Origin of the sequence: Micromonospora sp. SL1-18 (assembly GCF_047921505.1) — a bacterium.
In the GTDB taxonomy this organism is placed as follows: domain Bacteria; phylum Actinomycetota; class Actinomycetes; order Mycobacteriales; family Micromonosporaceae; genus Micromonospora.
Window position 1 is genome coordinate 60,954 of sequence record NZ_JBLROA010000012.1, and the last position, 20,580, is coordinate 81,533.

Annotated in this window: 21 protein-coding genes, 3 tRNA genes and 1 pseudogene; 13 read left to right on the forward strand and 12 right to left on the reverse strand. The window is 71.1% G+C overall.

Features of this window, described 5'->3' with window-relative positions; genetic code table 11:
* Window positions 1–3: 3 nt before the first annotated feature.
* A complete protein-coding gene (locus ACNAW0_RS08105; RefSeq protein WP_416287108.1) occupies window positions 4–282 on the reverse strand; it encodes a hypothetical protein in 279 nt (92 codons plus the stop codon).
* 163 nt (window positions 283–445) lie between these two features.
* Between ACNAW0_RS08105 and ACNAW0_RS08110 the strand changes: the two genes are divergently transcribed.
* Window positions 446–1,303, forward strand: a complete 858-nt coding sequence (locus ACNAW0_RS08110; RefSeq protein WP_416287109.1) for a 3-hydroxyacyl-CoA dehydrogenase family protein — start codon at window positions 446–448, stop codon at window positions 1,301–1,303.
* Between the two features lie 76 nt (window positions 1,304–1,379).
* Entirely contained in the window at window positions 1,380–2,123 is a 744-nt protein-coding gene (locus ACNAW0_RS08115) for an enoyl-CoA hydratase/isomerase family protein (RefSeq protein WP_416287110.1), read from the forward strand.
* A 58-nt stretch (window positions 2,124–2,181) separates the two neighbouring features.
* Here the strand turns inward: ACNAW0_RS08115 and ACNAW0_RS08120 are convergent, their stop codons facing one another.
* On the reverse strand, window positions 2,182–3,528 hold the full coding sequence (locus ACNAW0_RS08120; RefSeq protein ID WP_416287111.1) for an ABC transporter substrate-binding protein: 1,347 nt from the start codon (window positions 3,526–3,528) through the stop codon (window positions 2,182–2,184).
* A 166-nt stretch (window positions 3,529–3,694) separates the two neighbouring features.
* On the opposite strand from ACNAW0_RS08120, the gene ACNAW0_RS08125 reads away from it, so the two are divergent.
* Window positions 3,695–4,084, forward strand: coding sequence for a hypothetical protein (locus ACNAW0_RS08125; RefSeq protein ID WP_416287112.1), 390 nt, complete (start codon window positions 3,695–3,697; stop codon window positions 4,082–4,084).
* Between the two features lie 27 nt (window positions 4,085–4,111).
* The gene (locus tag ACNAW0_RS08130; protein ID WP_416287113.1) at window positions 4,112–4,819 is read left to right on the forward strand and encodes a DUF2786 domain-containing protein; all 708 of its coding nucleotides are present in this window, start codon (window positions 4,112–4,114) and stop codon (window positions 4,817–4,819) included.
* Window positions 4,820–4,928: 109 nt separating this feature from the next.
* On the opposite strand, the gene ACNAW0_RS08135 is transcribed toward ACNAW0_RS08130, so the two are convergent.
* From ACNAW0_RS08135 to ACNAW0_RS08175, 9 genes are all read right to left on the reverse strand, one after another.
* The gene (locus ACNAW0_RS08135) at window positions 4,929–5,444 is read right to left on the reverse strand and encodes an SRPBCC family protein (RefSeq protein WP_416287114.1); all 516 of its coding nucleotides are present in this window, start codon (window positions 5,442–5,444) and stop codon (window positions 4,929–4,931) included.
* A 159-nt stretch (window positions 5,445–5,603) separates the two neighbouring features.
* Window positions 5,604–5,677 (reverse strand) — tRNA-Phe (locus tag ACNAW0_RS08140).
* Between the two features lie 75 nt (window positions 5,678–5,752).
* Window positions 5,753–5,826 (reverse strand) — tRNA-Asp (locus ACNAW0_RS08145).
* A 33-nt stretch (window positions 5,827–5,859) separates the two neighbouring features.
* Window positions 5,860–5,932 (reverse strand) — tRNA-Glu (locus ACNAW0_RS08150).
* A 153-nt stretch (window positions 5,933–6,085) separates the two neighbouring features.
* Window positions 6,086–6,877, reverse strand: a complete 792-nt coding sequence (locus ACNAW0_RS08155; protein WP_416287115.1) for a polysaccharide deacetylase family protein — start codon at window positions 6,875–6,877, stop codon at window positions 6,086–6,088.
* Window positions 6,878–6,951: 74 nt separating this feature from the next.
* Window positions 6,952–7,899 (reverse strand): MerR family transcriptional regulator, encoded by a 948-nt coding sequence (locus ACNAW0_RS08160; RefSeq protein ID WP_416287116.1) that lies wholly within the window; start codon window positions 7,897–7,899, stop codon window positions 6,952–6,954.
* On the reverse strand, window positions 7,889–8,503 hold the full coding sequence (gene idi, locus ACNAW0_RS08165) for an isopentenyl-diphosphate Delta-isomerase (RefSeq protein WP_416287117.1): 615 nt from the start codon (window positions 8,501–8,503) through the stop codon (window positions 7,889–7,891). The genes ACNAW0_RS08160 and idi overlap by 11 nt, the downstream gene beginning before the upstream one ends.
* 41 nt (window positions 8,504–8,544) lie before the next feature.
* Window positions 8,545–10,026, reverse strand: coding sequence for a phytoene desaturase family protein (gene crtI, locus ACNAW0_RS08170; protein WP_416287118.1), 1,482 nt, complete (start codon window positions 10,024–10,026; stop codon window positions 8,545–8,547).
* A gap of 28 nt (window positions 10,027–10,054) precedes the next feature.
* A complete protein-coding gene (locus tag ACNAW0_RS08175; RefSeq protein WP_416287119.1) occupies window positions 10,055–11,206 on the reverse strand; it encodes a polyprenyl synthetase family protein in 1,152 nt (383 codons plus the stop codon).
* Between the two features lie 65 nt (window positions 11,207–11,271).
* Here ACNAW0_RS08175 and ACNAW0_RS08180 point away from each other — a divergent pair, with 65 nt between their 5' ends.
* A complete protein-coding gene (locus ACNAW0_RS08180) occupies window positions 11,272–12,213 on the forward strand; it encodes a phytoene/squalene synthase family protein (protein WP_416287120.1) in 942 nt (313 codons plus the stop codon).
* A 69-nt stretch (window positions 12,214–12,282) separates the two neighbouring features.
* Entirely contained in the window at window positions 12,283–13,767 is a 1,485-nt protein-coding gene (locus tag ACNAW0_RS08185; protein ID WP_416287121.1) for a dihydrolipoyl dehydrogenase family protein, read from the forward strand.
* A gap of 106 nt (window positions 13,768–13,873) precedes the next feature.
* On the opposite strand, the pseudogene ACNAW0_RS08190 reads toward ACNAW0_RS08185, so the two are convergent.
* A pseudogene (locus ACNAW0_RS08190) lies at window positions 13,874–14,080 on the reverse strand (enoyl-CoA hydratase-related protein); the annotation flags it as partial.
* Window positions 14,081–14,448: 368 nt separating this feature from the next.
* On the opposite strand from ACNAW0_RS08190, the gene ACNAW0_RS08195 reads away from it, so the two are divergent.
* The 7 genes from ACNAW0_RS08195 to ACNAW0_RS08225 all read left to right on the forward strand — a co-directional run bounded on the left by ACNAW0_RS08195 (window position 14,449) and on the right by ACNAW0_RS08225 (window position 20,572).
* Window positions 14,449–14,958, forward strand: coding sequence for a prepilin peptidase (locus ACNAW0_RS08195; protein WP_416287122.1), 510 nt, complete (start codon window positions 14,449–14,451; stop codon window positions 14,956–14,958).
* Window positions 14,959–15,162: 204 nt separating this feature from the next.
* Window positions 15,163–15,363: a Flp family type IVb pilin gene (locus ACNAW0_RS08200; protein ID WP_416287123.1), complete on the forward strand. Its 201-nt coding sequence runs from the start codon at window positions 15,163–15,165 to the stop codon at window positions 15,361–15,363.
* Window positions 15,364–15,675: 312 nt separating this feature from the next.
* Window positions 15,676–16,029, forward strand: a complete 354-nt coding sequence (locus tag ACNAW0_RS08205) for a TadE/TadG family type IV pilus assembly protein (protein WP_416287124.1) — start codon at window positions 15,676–15,678, stop codon at window positions 16,027–16,029.
* 62 nt (window positions 16,030–16,091) lie between these two features.
* Window positions 16,092–17,216, forward strand: a complete 1,125-nt coding sequence (locus ACNAW0_RS08210) for a pilus assembly protein TadG-related protein (protein ID WP_416287125.1) — start codon at window positions 16,092–16,094, stop codon at window positions 17,214–17,216.
* 36 nt (window positions 17,217–17,252) lie between these two features.
* Window positions 17,253–18,029 carry a Flp pilus assembly protein CpaB gene (gene cpaB / locus ACNAW0_RS08215; protein ID WP_416287126.1) on the forward strand — a complete coding sequence of 259 codons (777 nt, stop codon included), beginning with the start codon at window positions 17,253–17,255 and terminating at the stop codon, window positions 18,027–18,029.
* An 18-nt stretch (window positions 18,030–18,047) separates the two neighbouring features.
* Window positions 18,048–19,235 (forward strand): AAA family ATPase, encoded by a 1,188-nt coding sequence (locus tag ACNAW0_RS08220; protein WP_416287127.1) that lies wholly within the window; start codon window positions 18,048–18,050, stop codon window positions 19,233–19,235.
* The gene (locus ACNAW0_RS08225; RefSeq protein WP_416287128.1) at window positions 19,232–20,572 is read left to right on the forward strand and encodes a CpaF family protein; all 1,341 of its coding nucleotides are present in this window, start codon (window positions 19,232–19,234) and stop codon (window positions 20,570–20,572) included. Before ACNAW0_RS08220 ends, ACNAW0_RS08225 begins: the two co-directional genes overlap by 4 nt.
* Window positions 20,573–20,580: the final 8 nt, after the last annotated feature.

Consider the following 20,580-nt stretch of genomic DNA (forward strand, 5'->3'; position numbering starts at 1 on the left):
ACGTCAGACCCGTACGGTCGGGTTGTGCTGCTCCGGCGGCAGGCCGCCGTCGCCGTCGACCACCTCGTCCGGCGTGCCATCCTCGTCGATGTCGACCATGGTGACGTCCACCTTGCCGTCACCGTCGGTGTCGAACTGGAACAGGTCGGCTTTCCCGTCGCCGTCGGTGTCCGCCACCCACACGTCGGTCTGCCCGTCCTGGTTGGTGTCCGCGCGCAGCAGGTCCACCCGCTCGTCGCCGCGGGTCTGTACGGTCTCGCTGCTCTCCGGTGCCTGGCTCATCTCGATCCTTCCCTCGGCTTGGCCGTGTCTGTACCCGGTGCGGCGCGCCCCCACGCACGCCGCCCGGGCCGGCCCTGCATAGGGTCGCATCCAGGAACGAGCGGAGCGGGCGGCCGGGCGTGGCGGAGACCCCGTGCGCCACCGCACGCGGCGAGGGGACGACATGAGTGGTCGTTTTGTGGTCGTCGGGGCCGGCACCATGGGCCTCGGCATCGCGTACGTGGCGGCCGGCGCCGGCTACGCGGTCGAGCTGGTCGAGGTGGACCCGGCGCGCGGCCACGCCGCCGTACGGCGTCTCGGCGAGCTGTGGGAGCGCGGGCTGCAGCGCGGCAAGGTGACCGCCGAGGAGGCGGCGGCGAACCGGGAACGGGTCACCCTGCGGGCCGGGCTCGCCGAGGTCGCCGAGAGGCCGGACGTGATCGTGGAGGCGGTCCCCGAGCGGCTCGACCTCAAGCGGTCGGTGCTCCGGGCAGCCGAGGGGCGGCGTCCCGCCCTGCTCGGCAGCAACACCTCCAGCATCCCGATCGCCGAGCTGGCCGAGGGGCTGGACCGCCCGGCCGACTTCCTCGGGCTGCACTTTTTCAACCCGGTCTGGGCGATGGCGCTGCTGGAGATCGTGGTCGGCCCGGCCACCGCGACGGGGACCACCGAGGCGGCCGTCGCGCTCGCCGGCCGGCTGGGCAAGGACCCCGTCGTCGTACGCGACATGCCCGGCTTCGCCACCTCCCGGCTCGGGGTGACCCTCGGGCTGGAGGCGATCCGGATGGTCGCCGACGGGGTGGCCAGCCCGGCCGACATCGACAAGGCGATGGTGCTCGGCTACCGGCACCCGGTCGGCCCGCTGGAGCTGACCGACCTGGTCGGGCTGGACGTCCGGCTCGACATCGCCCGCACCCTCCAGACCGCGTACGGGGACCGGTTCGCGCCGCCGCCGCTGCTGCTGGAGATGGTGGCCGCCGGGAAGCTGGGCAAGAAGTCCGGCCAGGGCTTCTACACCTGGAAAGGCGGGGTGAAGCAGTGAGCGAGCGTAGCGAGCGAACCATCAAGCTCAGCGCCATGAAGCCTCACGCCGGCGCCGACCGTAGGGAGGCGGTGGCGTGAGCGGGCTGCGGATCGAGGAGCTGCCGGACCGGCTGGTCGTCACGCTGGACCGGCCGGAGAAGCGCAACGCGATCGACGCGGACCTGGTCGCCGAGCTGCACGCCGTCTGCGCCGAGCTGGAGGCACGGCCCCGGCTGCTGCTGCTCACCGGCGGGACGGAGGGCATCTTCGCCGGCGGGGCGGACATCGGCCAGCTCCGCGAGCGCGGCCGGCTGGACGCCCTGGCCGCCATCAACCAGGCCGCCTTCGCGCGGATCCGGGCACTGCCGATGCCGACCGTGGCCGCCTTGGACGGCCCGGCGCTGGGCGGCGGCGCCGAGCTGGCGTACGCCTGTGACCTGCGGGTGTGTACGGCGCGTACGGTGTTCGGCCAGCCCGAGGTGCGGTTGGGCATCCTGGCCGGCGCGGGCGCGACCTACCGGCTGCCGGCGCTGGTCGGCGAGGCCCGGGCCAAGGAGCTGCTCTTCACCGGCCGGCGGGTGGACGCCGACGAGGCGCTGCGGATCGGCCTGGTCAACCGGGTGGTGGCGGAGCCGGCGGAACTGCTGCCCGCCGCGCACGGTCTGCTCGACGAGATCGCCAAGGGCTCGGCGCTGGCGCTGCGGCTGACCAAGCTGGCCGTCGACGCCCCGCCCGCCGCCCACCCGCAGCTCGACCTGGTCAGCCAGGCGGTGCTCTTCGAGGACGAGGAGAAGCAGCGCCGGATGACCGAGTTCCTGCAGCGGCGCCGGTCCCGCTGACCGGGCCGGAAACGACGAGGGCCGCACCGGTTCGCCCGGTGCGGCCCTCGCCGACGGTTCAGTGCCGGATCTTCACCCCGGCATCGGCCAGCGCGGTGATCACGTGCGCGGACTCGGCGAAACCAATGATGAGTACGGCATTCGCCCCGTAGTCCTTTATCTCCTTGGCACCGGCGGAAAAGTCCACCGGCGGCGCCTCCGCGTCGGCCGGCGGCTCGTACGTGAGCAGCTTGACCTGGTCGCTGCCGAAGCCCACCCGCTCCAGCTCGGCGCGGACGTTCTCCTGGAGGCCCTCGCCGTAGGAGTCCTTACGGGCCACGATGGCGATCTTGTGCGGCCCGTCCCGCAGGATCACGTCGGCCAGCGCCCGGCCCTGGAGGGTGTCCGGGGGCGCGGTGCGGAAGTAGAGCCCGTTGTCGTCCACCTTGCTGAGCCCGGCGTCGGTGTTGGACGGGGAGAAGAGCACCCGGCCGGCGGCGACCACGTCCGGCAGGACCGCACGGGTGATGCCCGAGCCGCCCGCGCCGATGATGACGTGCACGCCCCTCCGCACGTGCGAGGCGACCGTGGCCTTGGCGACCTCCGGGTTGGTGCCGTCGTCGCCTTCGATCCAGACGGCCGGCTTGCCGAGCACCCCGCCGGCCGCGTTGATCTCCCTGGTCGCGAGCGTCGCGGCGGCCCCCATCGACGCGTAGAGCAGCGACAGGTCACCGGTCTTCGGCAGCAGCCCGCCGAAGACCAGCGGGCCGTCCTTGGCCTTCTCACCGGCACGTTGCTTCTTCGCCGTGGGTGGCGTTTTGCTGCTCGCCGCCGACTCGCTACCGGCGCCGACGAACTCGGTCTTACCGTCGTCGAGCTCTTCATGGTTGAAGTGCACGGTGGCATAACTGGCGGTGGACGGCTCTCCGGCGTCGGTGAACCCGGACCGGATCACCGACACCCCGCGGTACTCGATGTCCTGGCCGGCGCGGGCGAGCCGCAGGCATTCCACCGGATCCTCGCAGCGCTGGCCGCCGTTGGTCACCCCGACGATCTGCTTCGCGATCTGGGTCGGCTCGGTGGTGCCGGCGAGCTGGGCGGCCAGGGCGCTGATCACCATCGCGTCGTACGTCTCGGCGGCGTAGGTGTAGTCATTCAGCTTTGGATCTACCTTGCGGAGCCGCTCCTTGAAGCTTTCCTGCAACGGCGTCATCGGCATCGTGCCCTTCATGCCGTTGACCAGGCTGGCGCGATCCTCCAGTTTCTCGGCGAACGAGTTCGCCATGTTGCCGTCGGTGCCGTAGAGGCGCACCTGGGTGTCGGTGGTCGCCTCCTCGGGCCGGCCGCTCCCGCAGGCGCTCGTGGCGAGCAGGAGCGCCGCGCTGGCCACAACGATGGCCGCGCGCGGCGCGCGTGATACGAGCATTGTCGTCCTTCCTCGGGCGAAGCTCCGCTGCGCACATTAGCGTGCTGGTGCGGGTAGCGGGACGATGGAGGGCGGTCCGTCAGCAGCTTGACTGCGGATGTCACGCAGCGTGACGGGCAGGCTGTTTCGGGGTCACCGCTTGACCCCCCGTCCTACTGTTCGGCAGGTGACCGACGAGGCACAGCAGACGCTGGACGACGCCACCGCCGTGCTCCGCTCGGCGCTGACCGGCGACGGGGATGCGGTGGTGGGCACCTTCGACGCCGTGGTGGACCGCTCCGGCCTGGCCGGGGCGTACGGGGTGGCGTGGTGCCTCGCCGCTACCATGGTCGGCGACGGCACCCCGCTCGGCGGCTGCGCGCTGGACTTCCCCGGCATCGATCAGGCCGACTACGACACCCGCTGGGTGGCCCGCTTTGTCAGCGCGTACGCCAATGACGACGCCGACACCGGGGAGGCGCTCTTCGGAGCCGCGGTGGCCGACGGGCTGCTGCCGTCCTGCCTGCTCACCCTGGCCGGATCGACGGTGGCGACGCTGCGCAGCCGGGCCGGGTGACCATCCGTGTTGTGGTAGCTCTGGTGCATGTCCGAGCCGATGCTGAGCGAGGTCCGCAAGCTGCTCGCCCAGGCCGAGGACCCGGCCTGCACGCCCGCCGAGTCGGCGGCCTTCATGGCCAAGGCGACCGAGCTGATCGCCCGCTACGGCGTCGACCGGGCGTTGCTGGCCGCCCGGGAACCGGCCACCGACCCGGTCGGCGACCGGGTGGTCGAGGTGGTCGCCCCGTACGCCCGGGACAAGGCAGGTCTGCTCGCGGCGGTCGCTGATCCGCTGCGCTGCCGCTGCGTACGCCGCCGGCAGGGCAGCGGCTTCGCGATGCACCTGTTCGGCTTCGCCAGTGACCTGGAGCGGGTCGAGCTGCTTTTCACCTCGCTGCTCGTGCAGGCCGCGCACGGGCTGGCCGGCACCTCAGTACCCGCCGGTGAGCATCCGGCCGCGTTCCGTCGTACCTGGCTGGCCGGCTTCGCCCACACCGTGGCGGAACGGCTGCGCGTGGCCGAGGCCGACGCGGTCGCCGGATCCGCCGCGCACTCGACGGCGCTGGTGCTGGCCGACCGCTCCGACCGGGTTCAGCGCCGGCTCGCCGAGGTGTATCCGCGCCTGCGGACCGCGCCTGCGCGGCGGCTCGCCGGCACCGGCTTCGGCTCCGGAGCGGAGGCGGGTCGCCGGGCCCACCTGGGCGGTACCGGGGTGACCGGGCGCGGCGCCGCGGCGCGGGGCATCGGACGGTGACTCTTCCATCCCTGCTGAGGCCCGGCCAGGTCGCGTCGGCTGCCGGGCACGCGAGGGACCCGGTGACGTGGTGGGCGAAGCGGGCCGCGCCTCACCGGCATTCCGCCGGTCAGCAGCCGTTGCGGGCGACCGTGGCGAGATAGCGGCAGAGGAGTTCGTGCCAGCCGGCGGTGAGCGCTTCGCGGTAGCCCTCGGCGGCCGCGCCGTGCCGGTCGAAGTGCCGATGCTCGACCTCGACCCGGGTCCGCTCCGGCCCTTCGGGCAGGAAGAGCACCTCCACCTCGCTGGCCCGCGCCGGATCCGGCACCGGCACCCGGTCCGGCCCGATCTGCCAGCTGAAGACGAGCCGGCGCGGCGGATCCCAGGTCAGCACCCGGCCCCAGTCGTTCCGGAAGCCGTACGGGCCGATCTCGTAGAGCATCCCCCCGTCCCGGGGCTCGATCCCCAGCTCGGCCAGCGCCTCCGGCCCGGACCAGGTGTATTCGCGTACCCACCAGTCGGTCAGCGACCCGGTGAAGACCGCGTACGCCTGCTCGGCGGGGGCTGGGGTAAGAAGTTTGCTACGGAGGGAGAAACGGTCGAATTCCTGGCGGACCTCATCCGGATCGGCCATCCCCTGTCCCATAGGCCCGGACCATACCGGCTGCTGCCCCACTGCGCAGCTTGGCGAGCGTCCGGTTCCCGACGCTGGAAAAGGGTTTCCCGACTAGAGGGCCATCGGGCCCAGACGCCGAACGGCCCCCACCGTGAGGCGAGGGCCGTTGTAGCCCGGCGAAAGGCTATGTGGCCAGGGGCGGGGTCGAACCGCCGACCTTCCGATTTTCAGTCGGACGCTCGTACCAACTGAGCTACCTGGCCGTGGTGCTCGGCTCATGCTACAGCACGGGCCGATACGCAGAACGCCGCGCATGGTTAGCGCGGCGTCAGCGCTTGCGGTCCTGACGGGACTTGAACCCGCGACCTCCGCCTTGACAGGGCGGCGAGCACTCCGACTGCTCCACAGGACCTGGCTGGTGTTGCATCCGGCCTGAGCCGGACCGTGCCCCCAACGGGATTCGAACCCGTGCTACCGCCTTGAAAGGGCGGCGTCCTGGGCCGCTAGACGATGAGGGCGGCCCCGCCATCATTGCACATCGCAACTTCAGACGGACTTGCTCCCATCCGGCCCCGCCGGAGGCATGAGAAGCATATGTCATGCCCCGTCGGTCGACCAAACCGGTATCCCCCTGCCCGCATCGGCGAGTGGAACCGCAGGTCAGGGCGGGGTCAGTGGAGCCGGGCGATCCCGTACCGCCGCTTCAGGTCGGGAATCAGCTTCCGGCAGGCGGCCACGGTCTGGCTCCGGTCGCCGCCCCCGTCATGCATCAGCACGATCGAGCCGGGACGGGTCGCCGCCTCCACCCGCTGGATGATCGTCTTCGCGGTGGGATGGTTCCAGTCCTGCGGGTCGACGTGCCAGTGCAGCGGGCGCATGCCGAGCTTGCGCGCCACCTCGACATCCTCGGTTGTCCACCGGCCACCAGGCTGGCGGAACCAGGTGATCTCGGCATCCGGCACGGCGGCGCGAATGGCCCGGTTTGTCCGCACCAGGTCGGCCTTGATCTCCGCGGCGGATCGCCGGCCGAGGTCCATGTCGTGCCGCCAGCTGTGGTTGCAGATCTGGTGACCCTCCCGGACGATCCGCGCCACCAGTTCCGGGTAGCGCTTTGCCTGCTTCCCGATCAGGCAGAACGTCGCGGTGACGTGGGCCGCCCGGAGCTGGTCGAGGATCTGCGGCGTCCACCGCGGATCCGGCCCGTCGTCGAAGGTCAGCGCCACCGCCTTGTCGCCGCTGCGGCGGTGCAGCCCGGCGGGCAGCGTCTTCGGCAGCGGCCGCAGCTTCGGCTTCGGCTTCGGCTTCGGCTTGGTGGTACGGGTGGGCGTCGGGTCCGGCGCCGAGGTCGGTGAGGCAGCGGCAGGTGGAGCGCCCGCCTGGTGTGGGGTCTTGCCGGGGCTGCCGCAGCTGGTGAGGAAAAACACCAAGCCGAGAGCGAGCGCCAGCACGGCGCGTGAACGCATCGTCGCTCCCGAGAGGGGTCGGAGTATGCGGACCTACGACCGTACTGGACGCGGCGCGGGAGTGGGAGAGGCGGTCAGGCCGTCGTAGGTCGGTCCTGCGTATCGCGTATGGCCGTCGCCAGCGAGACCGCCTCGGCCAGGTCCATCGGCCGGACCACGCCGGCCGGCAGGCGGTCGGCCTGCCAGCCCGGCCCGGCGGCGAGCACCAGCACCGGCCGGCGGTGAGCGGCGAGCAGCGCGGAGAGCTGGTGCGGACCGGCGGTCGCCCGGGTGTGCGACCAGAGCACGACGGCCGCCGGCCCGGTCCGGGTGACCGCCTCGACCAGGGCCGGCACGGGCACCCGTGCGCCCAGCATGCGATAGCTCACACCCACCTCGGCGAGGGCGGCGCCCAGCGCCTCCAGCGGCAACGTGTGCTGCTCCTCGTCGGCACAGGCGAGCAAGATGGGGGCCGGGCCGGCGGCTGGGTGCGTCCTGGTCACTGTGGCGAACGCCTCAGACACGCAGCGGGACATCAGGTGCTCCACCTCGATCAGCCCGGCGGTGGCGGCGTGCCGTTTGCCGATGCCGGCGAGCACCGGCCGGAGCAACCCGTCCCAGGTCGCCACCACACCGTCGGTGGCGAGGGCATGCGCGATCGCCTCGCCGATGGCCGCCGAGTCCAGCCGCATCGCGGCGCGGGCCAGCCCGCGGGCGGCCGGTCCGGCCCGGCCGACCGGGATGGTCGTCCCGCCGCCGGCCCGGGTGACGCTCGTCCGGTCCGGCCGCCCGAGGCGCTCGGGTGGGGCCAGCACCGGCGCCTGCCGGGCCCAGCGGGCCGCCTCGGCCGGACTCACCCCGTCCACGGTGAGCCGCCGCATGATCTCCAGGCGCGCGAGGTCGGCCGGGGTGTAGCGCCGGTGTTGCCCCGGTACGTGCCGGCTGGGACCGAGACCGTAGCGCTGGTGCCAGGTGCGCAGCGTGGTGACCGCGACACCCAGTCGGCGCGCGACGGTACCCGCGCTCAGCGCCTCATCGGCCACCCGACCGCTCCGCTGCCTCATCGGCGGGCGTACCGGACGGTATCGGGCCGGTCCCGTCGGCGGCGGGCTGTGCCGGACGCAGCAGCCGGTTCACCACCCCGCCCAGCCACGGCGCGTACGTGTGCGGGTCGACGGCGAGATCCGCCTCCAGCTCGTACGGGTCGACCCAGCGTAGGGTGGCCACCTCGGCCGGGTCGGGCCGGGTGGGCAGGTCGGCCGGCACGTCCGCGCGCAGCACGTGGTCGTACTCGAATTCGACGCGGCCGGTTGCCGGGTCTTCGGCGTGGTAGAGGTGCACCCCGACCTCGGTCAGGTCGACGGGGGCGACGCCGAGCTCCTCGGCCAGCCGGCGGTTGGCGGCCTCGGCCAGCGGCTGGCCAGGCAGCGGATGGCCGCAGCAGGAGTTGGCCCAGCGCAGCGGGAAGCGGGTCTTGACGGCGGCCCGCTGCTGGAGCAGGATCCGCCCCTCCGGGTCGACCAGCAGCACCGAGAACGCGCGGTGCAGCCGGCCTGGCCTCTGGTGGGCGGCGGCCACGGTGTCCTCGCCGAGCCCGTGCCCGGCGTCGTCGACCAACTCCACCAGGTGTCCTTCGCGGGAAGTCACTGCACCGGCCCTTTCTTCGGGATCGTGTTGTTCCGCCGCGCTCACCGGGTGGCTCCGGTGATCCGCGAGGCGGCGAGCTTGCCGCTGATCAGCACCATCGGCACGCCCACCCCGGGCTGCGTGCCGGAGCCGACGAAGACCACGTTGCCGAGCCCCCGGTGCAGGTTCGACGGCCGGAACGGCCCGGTCTGGAAGAAGCTGTGCGCGGCGGCGAACGGGGTGCCGGCGGCCATGCCCTGCTCCGCCCACTCGGCCGGGGTGATCGTGCGCAGCACCTCGACGCCGGCGCCGAAGCCGACGTAGCCGCGCTGCTCCAGGGTCCCGATCAGCTGGTCGGTGTAGCGGCGGGTCAGGTCGCCCCGCCAGTGCCACGGCGCCCGGTCGAGGTTCGGCACCGGGGCGAGCACGTAGTATGTGTGCCGCCCGGCCGGGGCCACCGACGGGTCGGTCCGGCTCGGGTTCGTCACCAGCAGCGACGGGTCGGTCATTAGCTCGCCTCGCCGGATCACCTCGTCGAACGTGCCTCGCCACGACCGCCCGAAGTGGATGTTGTGGTGGGCGATCTTCGTATAGGCCTGTGTCGATCCGACGTGCAGCACCACGCAGGAGGGCGAGTAGGTGAGCCGGCGCCGCCGGCCGGCGGGCAGCAGGTCCCGGTAGGCCACCGGCAGGTCCGGGTTGAGCACCACGACGTCCGTGGGGACGAACTCGCCGTCGGCGGTCACCACTCCGGTGGCCCGGCCGTTGGCCGTCTCCACCCGGGTCACGCTGGTGCCGTACCGAATCCGCACGCCGTGCTTCTCCGCCGCGCCGGCCATCGCCTGGGAGACCGCGTGGAGGCCGCCGCGCGGGAAGCACACCCCGGCCACCGAATCGAGGTACGCGATGACCGCGTAGATGGCCAGCGCGTCGTGCGGCGCGAGGCCGGCGTACATGGCCTGGAAGGAGAAGACCCGCTGGGTACGCGGGTCGCGGAAGAACTGGTTGATCTTCGTTTGGAGTCGCCGGAATGCCCCGTTGGCCAGCAACTTCACCAGGTTGGCGGTGAGCAGATCGGTCGGGGTGTCCAGGTTCCGTTCGATGAAGTCGGCCCGCTCCCACCGCCACAGGTCGCGGGCGTAGTCGACGAACCGCAGGTAGCCCTCGGCCTCGCGGGAGCCGCAGACCCGGGCGATCTCGACGGCCATTCGGGTGGTGTCCGTGATGACGTCCAGCGTCGACCCGTCCGGGTAGTACGCCCGGTACGCCGGGTCCAGCGGGGTCAGGTCGAGCCAGTCGGCCAGCTCCTCGCCGACCGCGCCGAGCGCCTCGGCGATCAGGTCGGGCATGGTGAGCACCGTGGGGCCCGTGTCGAACTCGTACCCGTCGACGCTGAGCCGGCCGGCGCGCCCGCCGGGCACCGCCTCCCGCTCCAGGACGGTCACCTGCCGGCCGCTGCCGGCCAGGTGCAGCGCGCAGGCCAGCCCGCCCAGGCCGGCGCCGACGACCACCACCCGGTCCGTGCGTCCGGTTACGATCCGCACGCGGCAACCTCCCTTACGTAACTGCCCATCATGCCCGCCGCTGGGCGGCGGCATGGGCGAGACTCGCCAGCGCGGTGCGCGCGGCCCCGTCGATCGGGGCGGTGTCGAGCGCGGTCAGCGCCTCGGCCACCCGCTCGGTGATCATCCGCTCGACCCGGGCCACCGCTCCGGTGTCGGCGACCAGCTCGGCCAACCCGGTCACCTCGCGTACGCCGGTGACCGTGCCGGCCCGGTCCAGAGCGCGGCGCTGGAACGGGGTGGCGAGCTGCCGGGCCAGCATCAGCAGCGTGGTCGGCTTGCCGGTACGCAGGTCGTCCCCGGCCGGCTTGCCGGTGGTGGCCGGGTCCCCGTAGATGCCGAGCAGGTCGTCGCGGAGCTGGAACGCCTCGCCCACGGCCAGCCCGTAGCGGGTGTACGCGGCGATCAGCGGCGCGTCCGCCTCGGCCCCGGCCAGACTGGCGCCGAAGAGCAGTGGGTGCTGGACCGTGTAGCTGGCAGTCTTGTAGCGGGCCACCCGCAGCGCGCGCTCCACCGACCAGCTCGCCGCGTCGTGCTCCCCGAGCACGTCGAGGTATTGCCCGGCGACGGTCTCGATCCGCATCTGGTCGTAACAGCGCCGCACGTCGAGCAGCCGGGCCGGTGGCACGGTGGCCTGCGCCATCAGCCGGTCGGCCCAGACCAGGCAGAGGTCCCCGACGAGCACGGCGACCGCTTCGCCGAACTGTTCCGGGTCACCGGCGTGCCCGGCCGCCCGGTGCCCGGCGGCGGCGGCGCGGTGCGCGGTGGGTCGACCGCGTCGGGTGTCGGAGGCATCCATCACGTCGTCGTGCACCACCGCGAAGGCGTGCAGCAGCTCCAGCGCGGCGAGCGCCGGCAGCACCGAAGGCAGCGGCCCGTCGGCGCCGATCACCCCGCGCCACCCCCAGTACGCGAAGATCGGGCGGACCCGCTTGCCGCCGGCCAGCACGCAGTCGCGGGCCGCCACGGCGAAGCCGCGCAGCGCGGTGTCGATTTCGGTGAGTGCGGCGACCTCGGCGGCCAGGAAGGCTGCCAGGGTGTCGTCGATCCGCGTGACCAGGTCGTCGGGGAACGCGGGCAGGACGCCGCGGGTTGGACCGTCCGCCGCTCCGGCCTGCGTCGGCACACGTAGCGCATGAGCCGTAACGGCGTCGTTGGCCATGGGGGCGAGAGTACCCTATTGTTACGAGTTGCGTCGATTGCTGCGTCGAATCTGAGGGAGGGTGGGTGGACGCCGATCTCACGGCTGCCTATGACCGCTGCCGCGAGCTGCACAGGCGCCACGGTCGGACCTACTATCTCGCCACCCGGCTGCTGCCCGCGTGGAAACGGCGGCATGTCCACGCCCTGTACGGATTCACCCGGCACGCCGACGAGATCGTCGACCGGACCGAGGAACTCCCGCCGGCCGCTCGTGCCGCCCGGCTGCAGGACTGGTCCGACCACTTCGCCGCCGGGCTGCGCGGAGAGCCGGTCGACGACCCACTGCTCCCGGCGGTGCTGCACACCATCGCCGTCTTCGAGCTGGATCGCGCCGACTTCGCGGCGTTCCTGGACAGCATGGCGATGGACCTGACCGTCACGTCCTACCCGAGCTACACCGACCTGCTCGACTACATGGAGGGCTCGGCCGCCGTCATCGGCACCATGATGCTGCCGATCCTGGGCAGCTCCGACCCGGCCGCCGCCCGGGAGCCGGCCCGCCAGCTCGGCTTCGCGTTCCAGCTCACCAACTTCATCCGGGATGTGGCCGAGGACCTGGACCGGGGGCGCACCTACCTGCCCGACGAGGACCTGGCCAGGTTCGACGTCACCCGCGACGACCTGCTCGCGGCCCGGGCGGTCGGGCACAGCACGCCGGCGATCCGCGAGCTGATCCGGTATGAGGTGGCCCGCGCCCAAGCCCACTACGCGGCCGCCGCGCCGGGCATCCCCCTGCTGACCGACGCCTCGCAGACCTGCATGCGCACCGCGTACGCGCTATACGGCGGGATCCTCGACGAGGTGGCCGCCCAGGATTACGACGTGTTCGCGCGGCGGGCCCGCGTAGCCGGGGGACGGCGGATGGCGGTGGCCGCGCGAGCCCTGCTCACCCCGCCCGGCACCCCCGTCGCGGTCCCCGGCCCGGTTGAAAGGAGGGGCCCCCTGTTAACGCCTGGCGTTGTATAGGGGCCCCCTACTAACACATATCGGCGGCGGATGCTGGCTGCTGGCCCGCCGGTGCGGAATGCTGGCGGGATGGCGGAGCCGGAACTGGTGGACGTGGTCGTGGTCGGGCTCGGCGTCGGCGGCGAGGAGGTGGCGGGGCGGCTCGCCGAGGCCGGCCTCACCGTCGTCGGGATCGAGCGGGACCTGGTCGGCGGCGAGTGCCCATACTGGGGCTGCGTGCCGAGCAAGATGATGATCCGGGCCGCGAACGCGCTGGCGGAGGCGCACCGGGTCAACGAGCTGGCGGGTTCCGCGCAGGTCCGGCCCGACTGGGCACCGGTGGCCCGGCGGATCCGCGAGGAGGCCACCGACACCTGGGACGACAAGGTGGCGGTCGAGCGGTTCACCGGCAAGGGCGGCCGATTCGTCCGGGGCAGCGGCCGGCTCGACGGCCCCGGTCGGGTACGCGTCGGCGACCAGGTCTTCCAGGCGCGGTACGGGATCGTGCTGGCCACCGGCACCCGCCCCTCGATCCCCCCGATCGATGGCCTGACCGGCACCCCGTACTGGACCAACCATCAGGCGATCGAGGTAGAGGAACTGCCCGAGTCGCTGCTGGTGCTGGGCGGCGGCGCGATCGGGCTGGAGCTGGCCCAGGTCTTCGCCCGGTTCGGCGTACGGGTGACTGTGATCGAGGCGGCCGACCGGGTGCTCGCCATCGAGGAGCCGGAGGCGTCCGAGCTGGCCGCGGCGGCTCTGCGCGCCGACGGGGTGGATCTCCACATCGGAGTCCGGGCCGGGCGGGTCGACCACGACGGGAGGCGGTTCACCGTGCGCGCCGACGATGCCGAGTTCACCGGCGAGAAGCTACTGGTGGTGACCGGCCGCAGAGCGCACCTGGAGGAGTTGGGGCTCGACACGGTCGACGTGGACACCTCCCAGCGCTACCTGCCCGTGAACTCGCGGATGCACGTCACCGAGGGGATCTGGGCGGTCGGCGACCTCACCGGCGAGGGCCCGTTCACCCACATCGCGATGTACCAGGCGGCGATCGTGGTGGCCGACGTGCTCGACCACATGCGACGGACCAGGGGCGGCCCGGACGCCAGCGGCACCGCCAGCGTGATCGGCGGCGCGGCCGGGGTGGCCAGCGCGGTCGGCGGGGCGATGAGCGCCGGCGGGTCGACCGGCGCGCCGGGCAGCGTCCCGTACGCCGACTACCGGGCGTTGCCCCGGGTCACCTTCACCGATCCCGAGGTGGGCGCGGTCGGCCTGACCGAGCAACAGGCCCGCGAGCGCGGCGTCAACGTCCAGATCGGGTACGCGGACCTGGCCTCCTCAGCGCGGGGCTGGATCCACAAGGCCGGCAACGCGGGCTTCATCAAGCTGGTCGCCGACGCCGACCAGGGCGTGCTGATCGGTGCCACCTCGGTCGGCCCGGCCGGCGGGGAGGTGCTGTCCGCCCTGGTGGTGGCGGTGCACGCGGCGGTCCCGCTCAGCCAGCTCCGGCACATGATCTACGCGTACCCGACCTTCCACCGGGCCATCGAGGACGCGCTGCGGTCGTTGAGGTGAGGCCTCGTCCGGCCTGGGCAACCATTGTCCTGGCCCCCGCCTAGCAGGGACGTGACGGACCGGAAGAAGCAGCCGGACCGCCGCCCGCGATCGCCGCGGCCTGCTTCGTCCGCCGCAGCGCCGCCCGGTCGTTGCGCAGGCAGGTCTGCGGGTGCCGGGCGATCTCGGCGGCCAGCCGCTCGGCCTCCGCCCGGGCCTCACCCGGCGCGACCAGCCGGTTGACCAGGCCCATCGCGTACGCCTCGGCGGCGGGGACCGGGCGGCCGGTGAGGATCAGGTCCATGGCCCGGCTCTCGCCTCTCAGCCGGGCCAGGGCGCTGTTGAAGTGGGGTCTACCCTGCCGGCTCGCCGTGGCGGCAGGCGCCGGCGGTGAAGCGGGCCGCCCCCTTCATCGGCCTGGCGTTGTAGGGGCGCGCGAGGGCTGCCGGTGCGCCCCGGGACCGCTACGCTCCCCGGATGTCACCGTTGCTGATCGGTACGTGCGCGACCGTGTGCGGCGTGGCTGGCCTGCTACTGCCGCGGGTCGCCTATCGCTTCGCCGTACCGTTCGGTGAACCGCTTCGAGGTGCCTGTGTCAACTGCGGCACCCCGCTTCGGCTGGGCCTGCGTGGCTGGCTGTCGGTGCAGTCGACCTGTCCCCCCTGCAGGGTCCGGTTGGGACCCCCGGCGTGGATGACCGGCGTGGCAGCTGGGCTCGCCGGCGGGCTGGTCGGCGCCGCGCTGGGCCCGGTAGCCGTGTTGCCGCTCTTTCTCGCCGTCGCGGTGTTCGGCGTGCTGCTCGCCGCGATCGACATCGCCTGTCGTCGTCTACCCGACACCTTGGTGCTGCCGGCCTTGGCGGTGACACCGGTCCTGTTCGCGGTTGTCGCCGCCGTGACCGGACAGTGGGGCGATTGGCTCCGCGCGCTGCTGGCTTGCCTCGCCTCCGGTGTGGTCTTCATCGGGATGGCGCTGCTGTCCGGTAGCGGCTACGGCATGGGTGACGCGAAGGTCGCGACCCTGCTCAGCTGGTATTTCGGCTGGCTCGGCTGGCATGCCGTGTTGCTCGGCGCGCTGCTGCCGTGGCTGCTGAACGCGCCCCTGCTGCTGGCCCTGGTCGCCTCCGGTCGGGTGGGCTGGAAGAGCCACCTGCCGTTCGGCCCCGCCCTGTTGGCCGGGGGACTGCTGGCCGTTTGCGCGGTGGCTTGGTAGCCGGCCGGTGGCCGGTCTGATCTGACCGGTCGGCGTCCCATCCGGCCGTCGCTGGGAATGCAGCTAATCGATACTTAGGCGAGCATATCCCCGCCGTGTTAACTGTCGTTTATCGATTGGCGCGGGCAGTCCGTGCCCGAGCACAGCTTTAACGCCCGGCAACGAATTTCGTTCGACGTGGACGGACGCGGAGGGGACACATTCATGGTCAAGCTTCTGAGCAAACTGCGGCAACGCGACGAGGGTGCCTCCGCCGTCGAGTACGGCCTGCTGGTGGCGCTCATCGCCGTCGTCATCGCAGTCGCCGTCGCCGCTCTCGGTGACAACCTGTCGGCCATGTTCGACGGCATTGCTAACACTATCAGTGGTGCCGGCGGCGGCGACGGTGGCGGCGGCGGCGCCTGACGGTAGCGAGCGCTTGATGCCGAAGCTCTCGGCCCGGTGCGGGGATGGGCACGTGAGTGCCCGTCCCCGCGGCTATGGCGGCCGCAGTGCGCCACGCGACAGTCCCGACCGGGGGGCGATCTCGACCGAGTACGCGCTTTTGGCTGCTTTCATCGCCGTGATGGCGGCCGCCTCGATAGCGATATTCGGCCAGAGGGTGCTCGACCTGTTCACAAGCGCGACGGCGGACATCTCTTGGGGAGGGTGACGTGCTCGTTGGTGAGGGCGGCGGTGGGCAAGGCTAGGCGGTCGCTGGACCGAGGCGCGGCGGCGGTGGAGTTCGCTCTGCTGCTGCCCGTGGTGCTGCTCATCATCTTCGGCATCATCGATTTTGGTCGGATGCTCAATGCCCAGATCACGATCCGCCAGGCCGCTCGCGAAGGCGCCCGGGCTTACGCTCTCTTCGATGAAACGCAGGCCCGGGCACGGGTTGCCGAGGCCAGCAGACAACTGGGCGCAGTCACCCCGTTGCCTGGCCCCCCTTGTCCGGCCAATCCTAAGCCGACTGACGACGCGGCCGTAGAGGTCAAGTACCAGTTCCAGTTCCTCACTCCGCTGGGATTCTTCATGGGTAGCGGCGGCACGAAAACCCTTAGGGCAACGAGTCTGATGCCATGTCTACATTGAGTGATTCGTCTAGTTCGGCCGGCTCGGCGACGTGCCGTCGGGGGCGAGGTGTGCTTCGTCGGTTGCGGGGCGACGACCGCGGCGGTGTCGCCACCGTCTTCGGTGTCCTGTTCGCCGGTGGTGTCCTGCTCGGCATGCTCGCGCTCGTCGTGGACGTCGGCCAGCTGTACGTCGAGCGCGAGGAGTTGCAGAGCGGCGCGGATGCGGCGGCTATCGCCGTCGCCAGGTCCTGTGCCGCCGATATGAGCAGGTGCACCGATGTGAACCGTAGGGACATCGCTACCCAGTACGCCAACAAAAATGCAGGGAAGGACCAGGTAGCGAACGTTTTCACGGTCTGCGGATCCGCCGCCGGTGTCAGGGATCTGTTTCCGTGTCCCGCTGCGGCAGGCAACCTGACCAGATGCATCGGGAGCGTCCCTTCCGCCCCGAAGCGCTACCTGGAGGTGCGCACCACCACCGCCACGCGGAACGGGTCGCGGCTGCTACCGCCGTCCTTCGCGCAGACGCTGCTGGGTAAACGCGGCTACGACGGCACCACCGTCGGGGCCTGCGCCCGGGTGAGTTGGGGCGCGCCGAAGGCCGGCCTGGCGGTGGCCTTCTCCAAATGCGAATGGGATGCCGCCACGAAAAACGGCGAGCGTTTCCCGGCGCCGCCGCCCTATCCGCCAAACGCGCTCCCCAGTCCCGCCGATGAAATCGTGCTGAGGACCCATGACGCGAAGGATCAAAACAGTCTCTGCCCTGGTGCGAGCGGACCTGCCGGGTGGGACGCGCCCGGCGGATTCGGGTGGCTGAAAGAAGACGGTGGCGCCAGCTGCATCACGGAGTCGTTCACTGCGGCTCCGACGGGCCGTACCGAACAGAACTGCACCGCGATTCTCAGTCCGATCACCACCGGCGCCGCGGTCGCGAAAGCTCTCTATATCCCGATTTACGACCGCGTCGCCGGCACCGGCAACAATGCCAAGTACAACATCATTGGAATGGCTGCATTCGTGCCCACCGGCTACTTTTTCGGTAATCCCGCCGCGAAACGAAGGGCATCCTGGCTGACCGGCAAAAGGTACTGCACCGGCGAAGCCCGCTGCATTTACGGCTACTTCGTGAACGTCCTGCAGCCGGGGCCGGTGGAAACCGGACCGTTGGACTCACTCGGTGCCACCGTCATCTCCATTATCGGCTAACTCGCCTGCCAGATCGAACGATCAGGAAGCACCCTCATGACACGTCGGGTCATCACCATCATGCTCGCCATCGTGATTGCCGCGATCGGCACCACCGGAGTGCTCTTTTATGGTTTGAGCGCGGACGCCCGGGCCAGGGCGCAGATCACCGACGCGGTGACCGTGGTGGTCGCCGAGGCCCGAATCCAGTCCGGCACGACCGGCGCACGGATTCAGGCCGACCAGTTGGTCCGGACGGAGCGGATGCCGAAGTCGTCAGTGCCCAGCGACGCGCTGCCGGCGATGAGTTCCGAGTTCGACAAGCTCGTCGTCACCTCGAACATCGCCGAGGGCCAGATCCTGCTGAAGGCGAACTTCGGCCAGCCGAGCCAGGTGACCAGCGGGCTGGAGTTGCCGGACGGCAAGATGGCGGTGACGGTGCAGACCGGTGCGCCAGAGCAGGTCGCCGGATACGTGCGTCCCGGCTCCGAGGTCGCGATCTTCCTCACGTACAAGCTCCTCGACAAGGCGGGCCAGGAGAGCAAGATCCAACGAACCCGGCTGCTGCTGGAGAAGGTCCAGGTCATGGCCGTCGGCACCTACACCTCGCCACGCGACACGAGGGACACCGCGACCAGCGAGACCGCATCGTCCGGGAACGGGACCCTTCTGCTCACCCTCGCGGTGGACCAGAAGGAAGCGGAGAGGCTGATCCTCGGTCTCAACACCGGCAGCCTCTATCTGGGTCTACTCACGGACGCCGTCGAGGTCAAGCCGGGCGGCGGCGTGGAGAACACCGACAAGGACTCCAACGTGCACTCCATTTTCGGGTAGAGCGGACGGAGTGAACGCATGACCATCCTGTACGAGCCGCAGCCCCGCGACATCCAGCAGGTAGCGGTGCTGCTCGGCGGCGACGTACACCCGGCGACGACGCGCCCGGACCTGTCCCGGCTGCTCGCCGAACGCCCCGCGGAGCAGTTGGTGGTCCTCGGGCCGGGCGTCGAACTGCGCGAGGCACTGGCCATCGCGGCCGAGTACCGGGTCAGCCGCCCTGCCCTTGGGGTGGTGCTGATCCGGGCGCTGGTGGACATCGCGCTGCTGGGTGAGGCGCTGCGTGCGGGCGTCCGCGAGGTGGTGCCGGTCGATGACCGGGTCTCGCTGCTCGCCGCATGCGCCCGCTCGATCGAGATCTCCCGGCAGATGGCACCGGTCAGCCCGGTGGTCCCGGAACAGGCCGGCCTCCAGAGGGAGGCCAAAGTGATTACGGTATTCGCCGCCAAGGGTGGCTGCGGCAAGACCACCATCGCCACCAACCTGGCGATCGCGCTGGCCGCCGACGGTGCCCGCCGGGTTGGCCTGATCGACCTGGATCTCGCCTTCGGCGACGTGGCGATCATGCTGCAGCTGGCACCGCAGCGCGGTATCGCCAACGCGTCCGAATTCGGTGCCGAACTTGATGAGCAGGCGCTGCGTACCATCTTCACCGCCTACAGCCCGGGCGTGCACGCTCTGCTCGCCCCGCCCGGCCCCACCGAGGCGGAGCAGGTCTCCCAGCAGCTCGTCGCCAAAGTGCTGGGGCTGGCCGGTGGCATGTTCGACTATCTCGTGATCGACACGCCACCGCAGTTCAACGAACACGTACTGGTCGCGCTGGAGCGGTCACATCTGCACGTTCTGCTCACCACGCCGGACATCCCGGCCCTGAAGAACCTGCGCATCACGCTGGACACCTTCGATCTGCTGCGGCTGCCGAAGGAACAGCGACTGGTGGTGCTCAATCGGTCGGACGCCAAGGTCGGGTTGACGGCCGCCGACATCGAGCGTGTCATCCGGGTCCCGATCTCGGCGCACGTGCCGTCCAGCCGGGACGTTCCAGTCTCGATCAACAAAGGGATACCGATCGTGGCTGACAACCCGTCGCACCCGGTCAGCAAGGCTGTCCGGGACTTTGCCACCGGCCAGCTGGGCGACACCGAAGCGAGCAAGCCCACCTCGCCGGGTTTGCGCGGCCTGTTCGGCCGGGGTGGTAAGCGATGAGCCTGACCGAGCGGATCGGCCGCCAGCCGGGCGACCCCGGCGAATGGCGCCCGGCCACACGACCCCTGCTGACGGAGTTGCGCCGGCGGGTCCACCAGGAACTCCAGGAAATCCTCGGGCCGACGCTCTACAGCGAGCGCTCGGCGGAGGTGATGGAGCGACGGGTACGCGAGACGCTGCAAGCGGTGCTCTCCCGTGAGGAGACGGCGCTGACCGGCGCGGAACGGAGTCGGATCACCGCCGAGATCTGCGACGATGTCCTCGGCCACGGCCCGATCGAACCGCTGCTGCGCGACCCGGACATCAACGAGATCATGGTCAACGGGCCGGACCGCATCTACGTGGAGCGCGGCGGGCGCATCTCGCCGGTGGAAGCGGCTTTCCTCGACGAGGAACACCTGAGGCGGATCATCGACAAGATCGTGGCGCGGGTGGGGCGGCGGGTCGACGAGAGCAGCCCGATGGTGGACGCCCGGCTGCCGGATGGCAGCCGGGTCAACGCCGTGCTGCCTCCGGTCGCCCTCGACGGGGCGAAGCTGACCATCCGGAAGTTCGCCGCCGACCCCTACGGCATCGGGGACCTGATCGGGTTCGGCACGCTGAGCCGGCCAGTGGCCGATCTGCTCGCCGCGTGCGTACGTGGGCGCCTGGACATCTTGATCAGCGGCGGTACCGGTACCGGCAAGACCACCACCCTCAACGTGCTGTCGCACTTCCTGCCACCCGACGAGCGGATCATCACGATCGAGGACGCCGCCGAACTGCATCTGCACCAACAGCACGTGTTGCGGCTCGAGGCCCGTCCCCCGAACATCGAGGGCCGTGGCGAAGTGACAATCCGGGACCTGGTCCGCAACGCGCTGCGGATGCGCCCGGACCGGATCGTGGTGGGTGAGGTCCGCGACGGCGCGGCGCTCGACATGTTGCAGGCGATGAATACCGGTCACGACGGTTCGCTGACGACGGTGCACGCCAACTCCCCGCGGGATTCGCTGTCCCGGCTGGAAACCATGGTCCTGATGGCCGGTATGGACCTGCCGATCCGTGCCGTCCGCGAGCAGATCTCCTCCGCTGTCGACCTGATCGTGCACCAGAGCCGGCTCAGCGACGGCACCAGAAGGATCACGCACATCACCGAGGTCGTGGGGATGGAAGGGGATGTGATCAGCCTGCAGGACATCTTCCTTTACGACCACCGGGCGGGGGTGGACGCACACGGACGGTTCACGGGCATGCTTCGTCCGACCGGCCTGCGCCCGCGCTTCGTCGAGAAGTTGGCGGATGCGGGCGTCGTGCTCGATCCCGCCATCTTCGGCCTCACCGCGCCCCTTCGATGACGGGACCG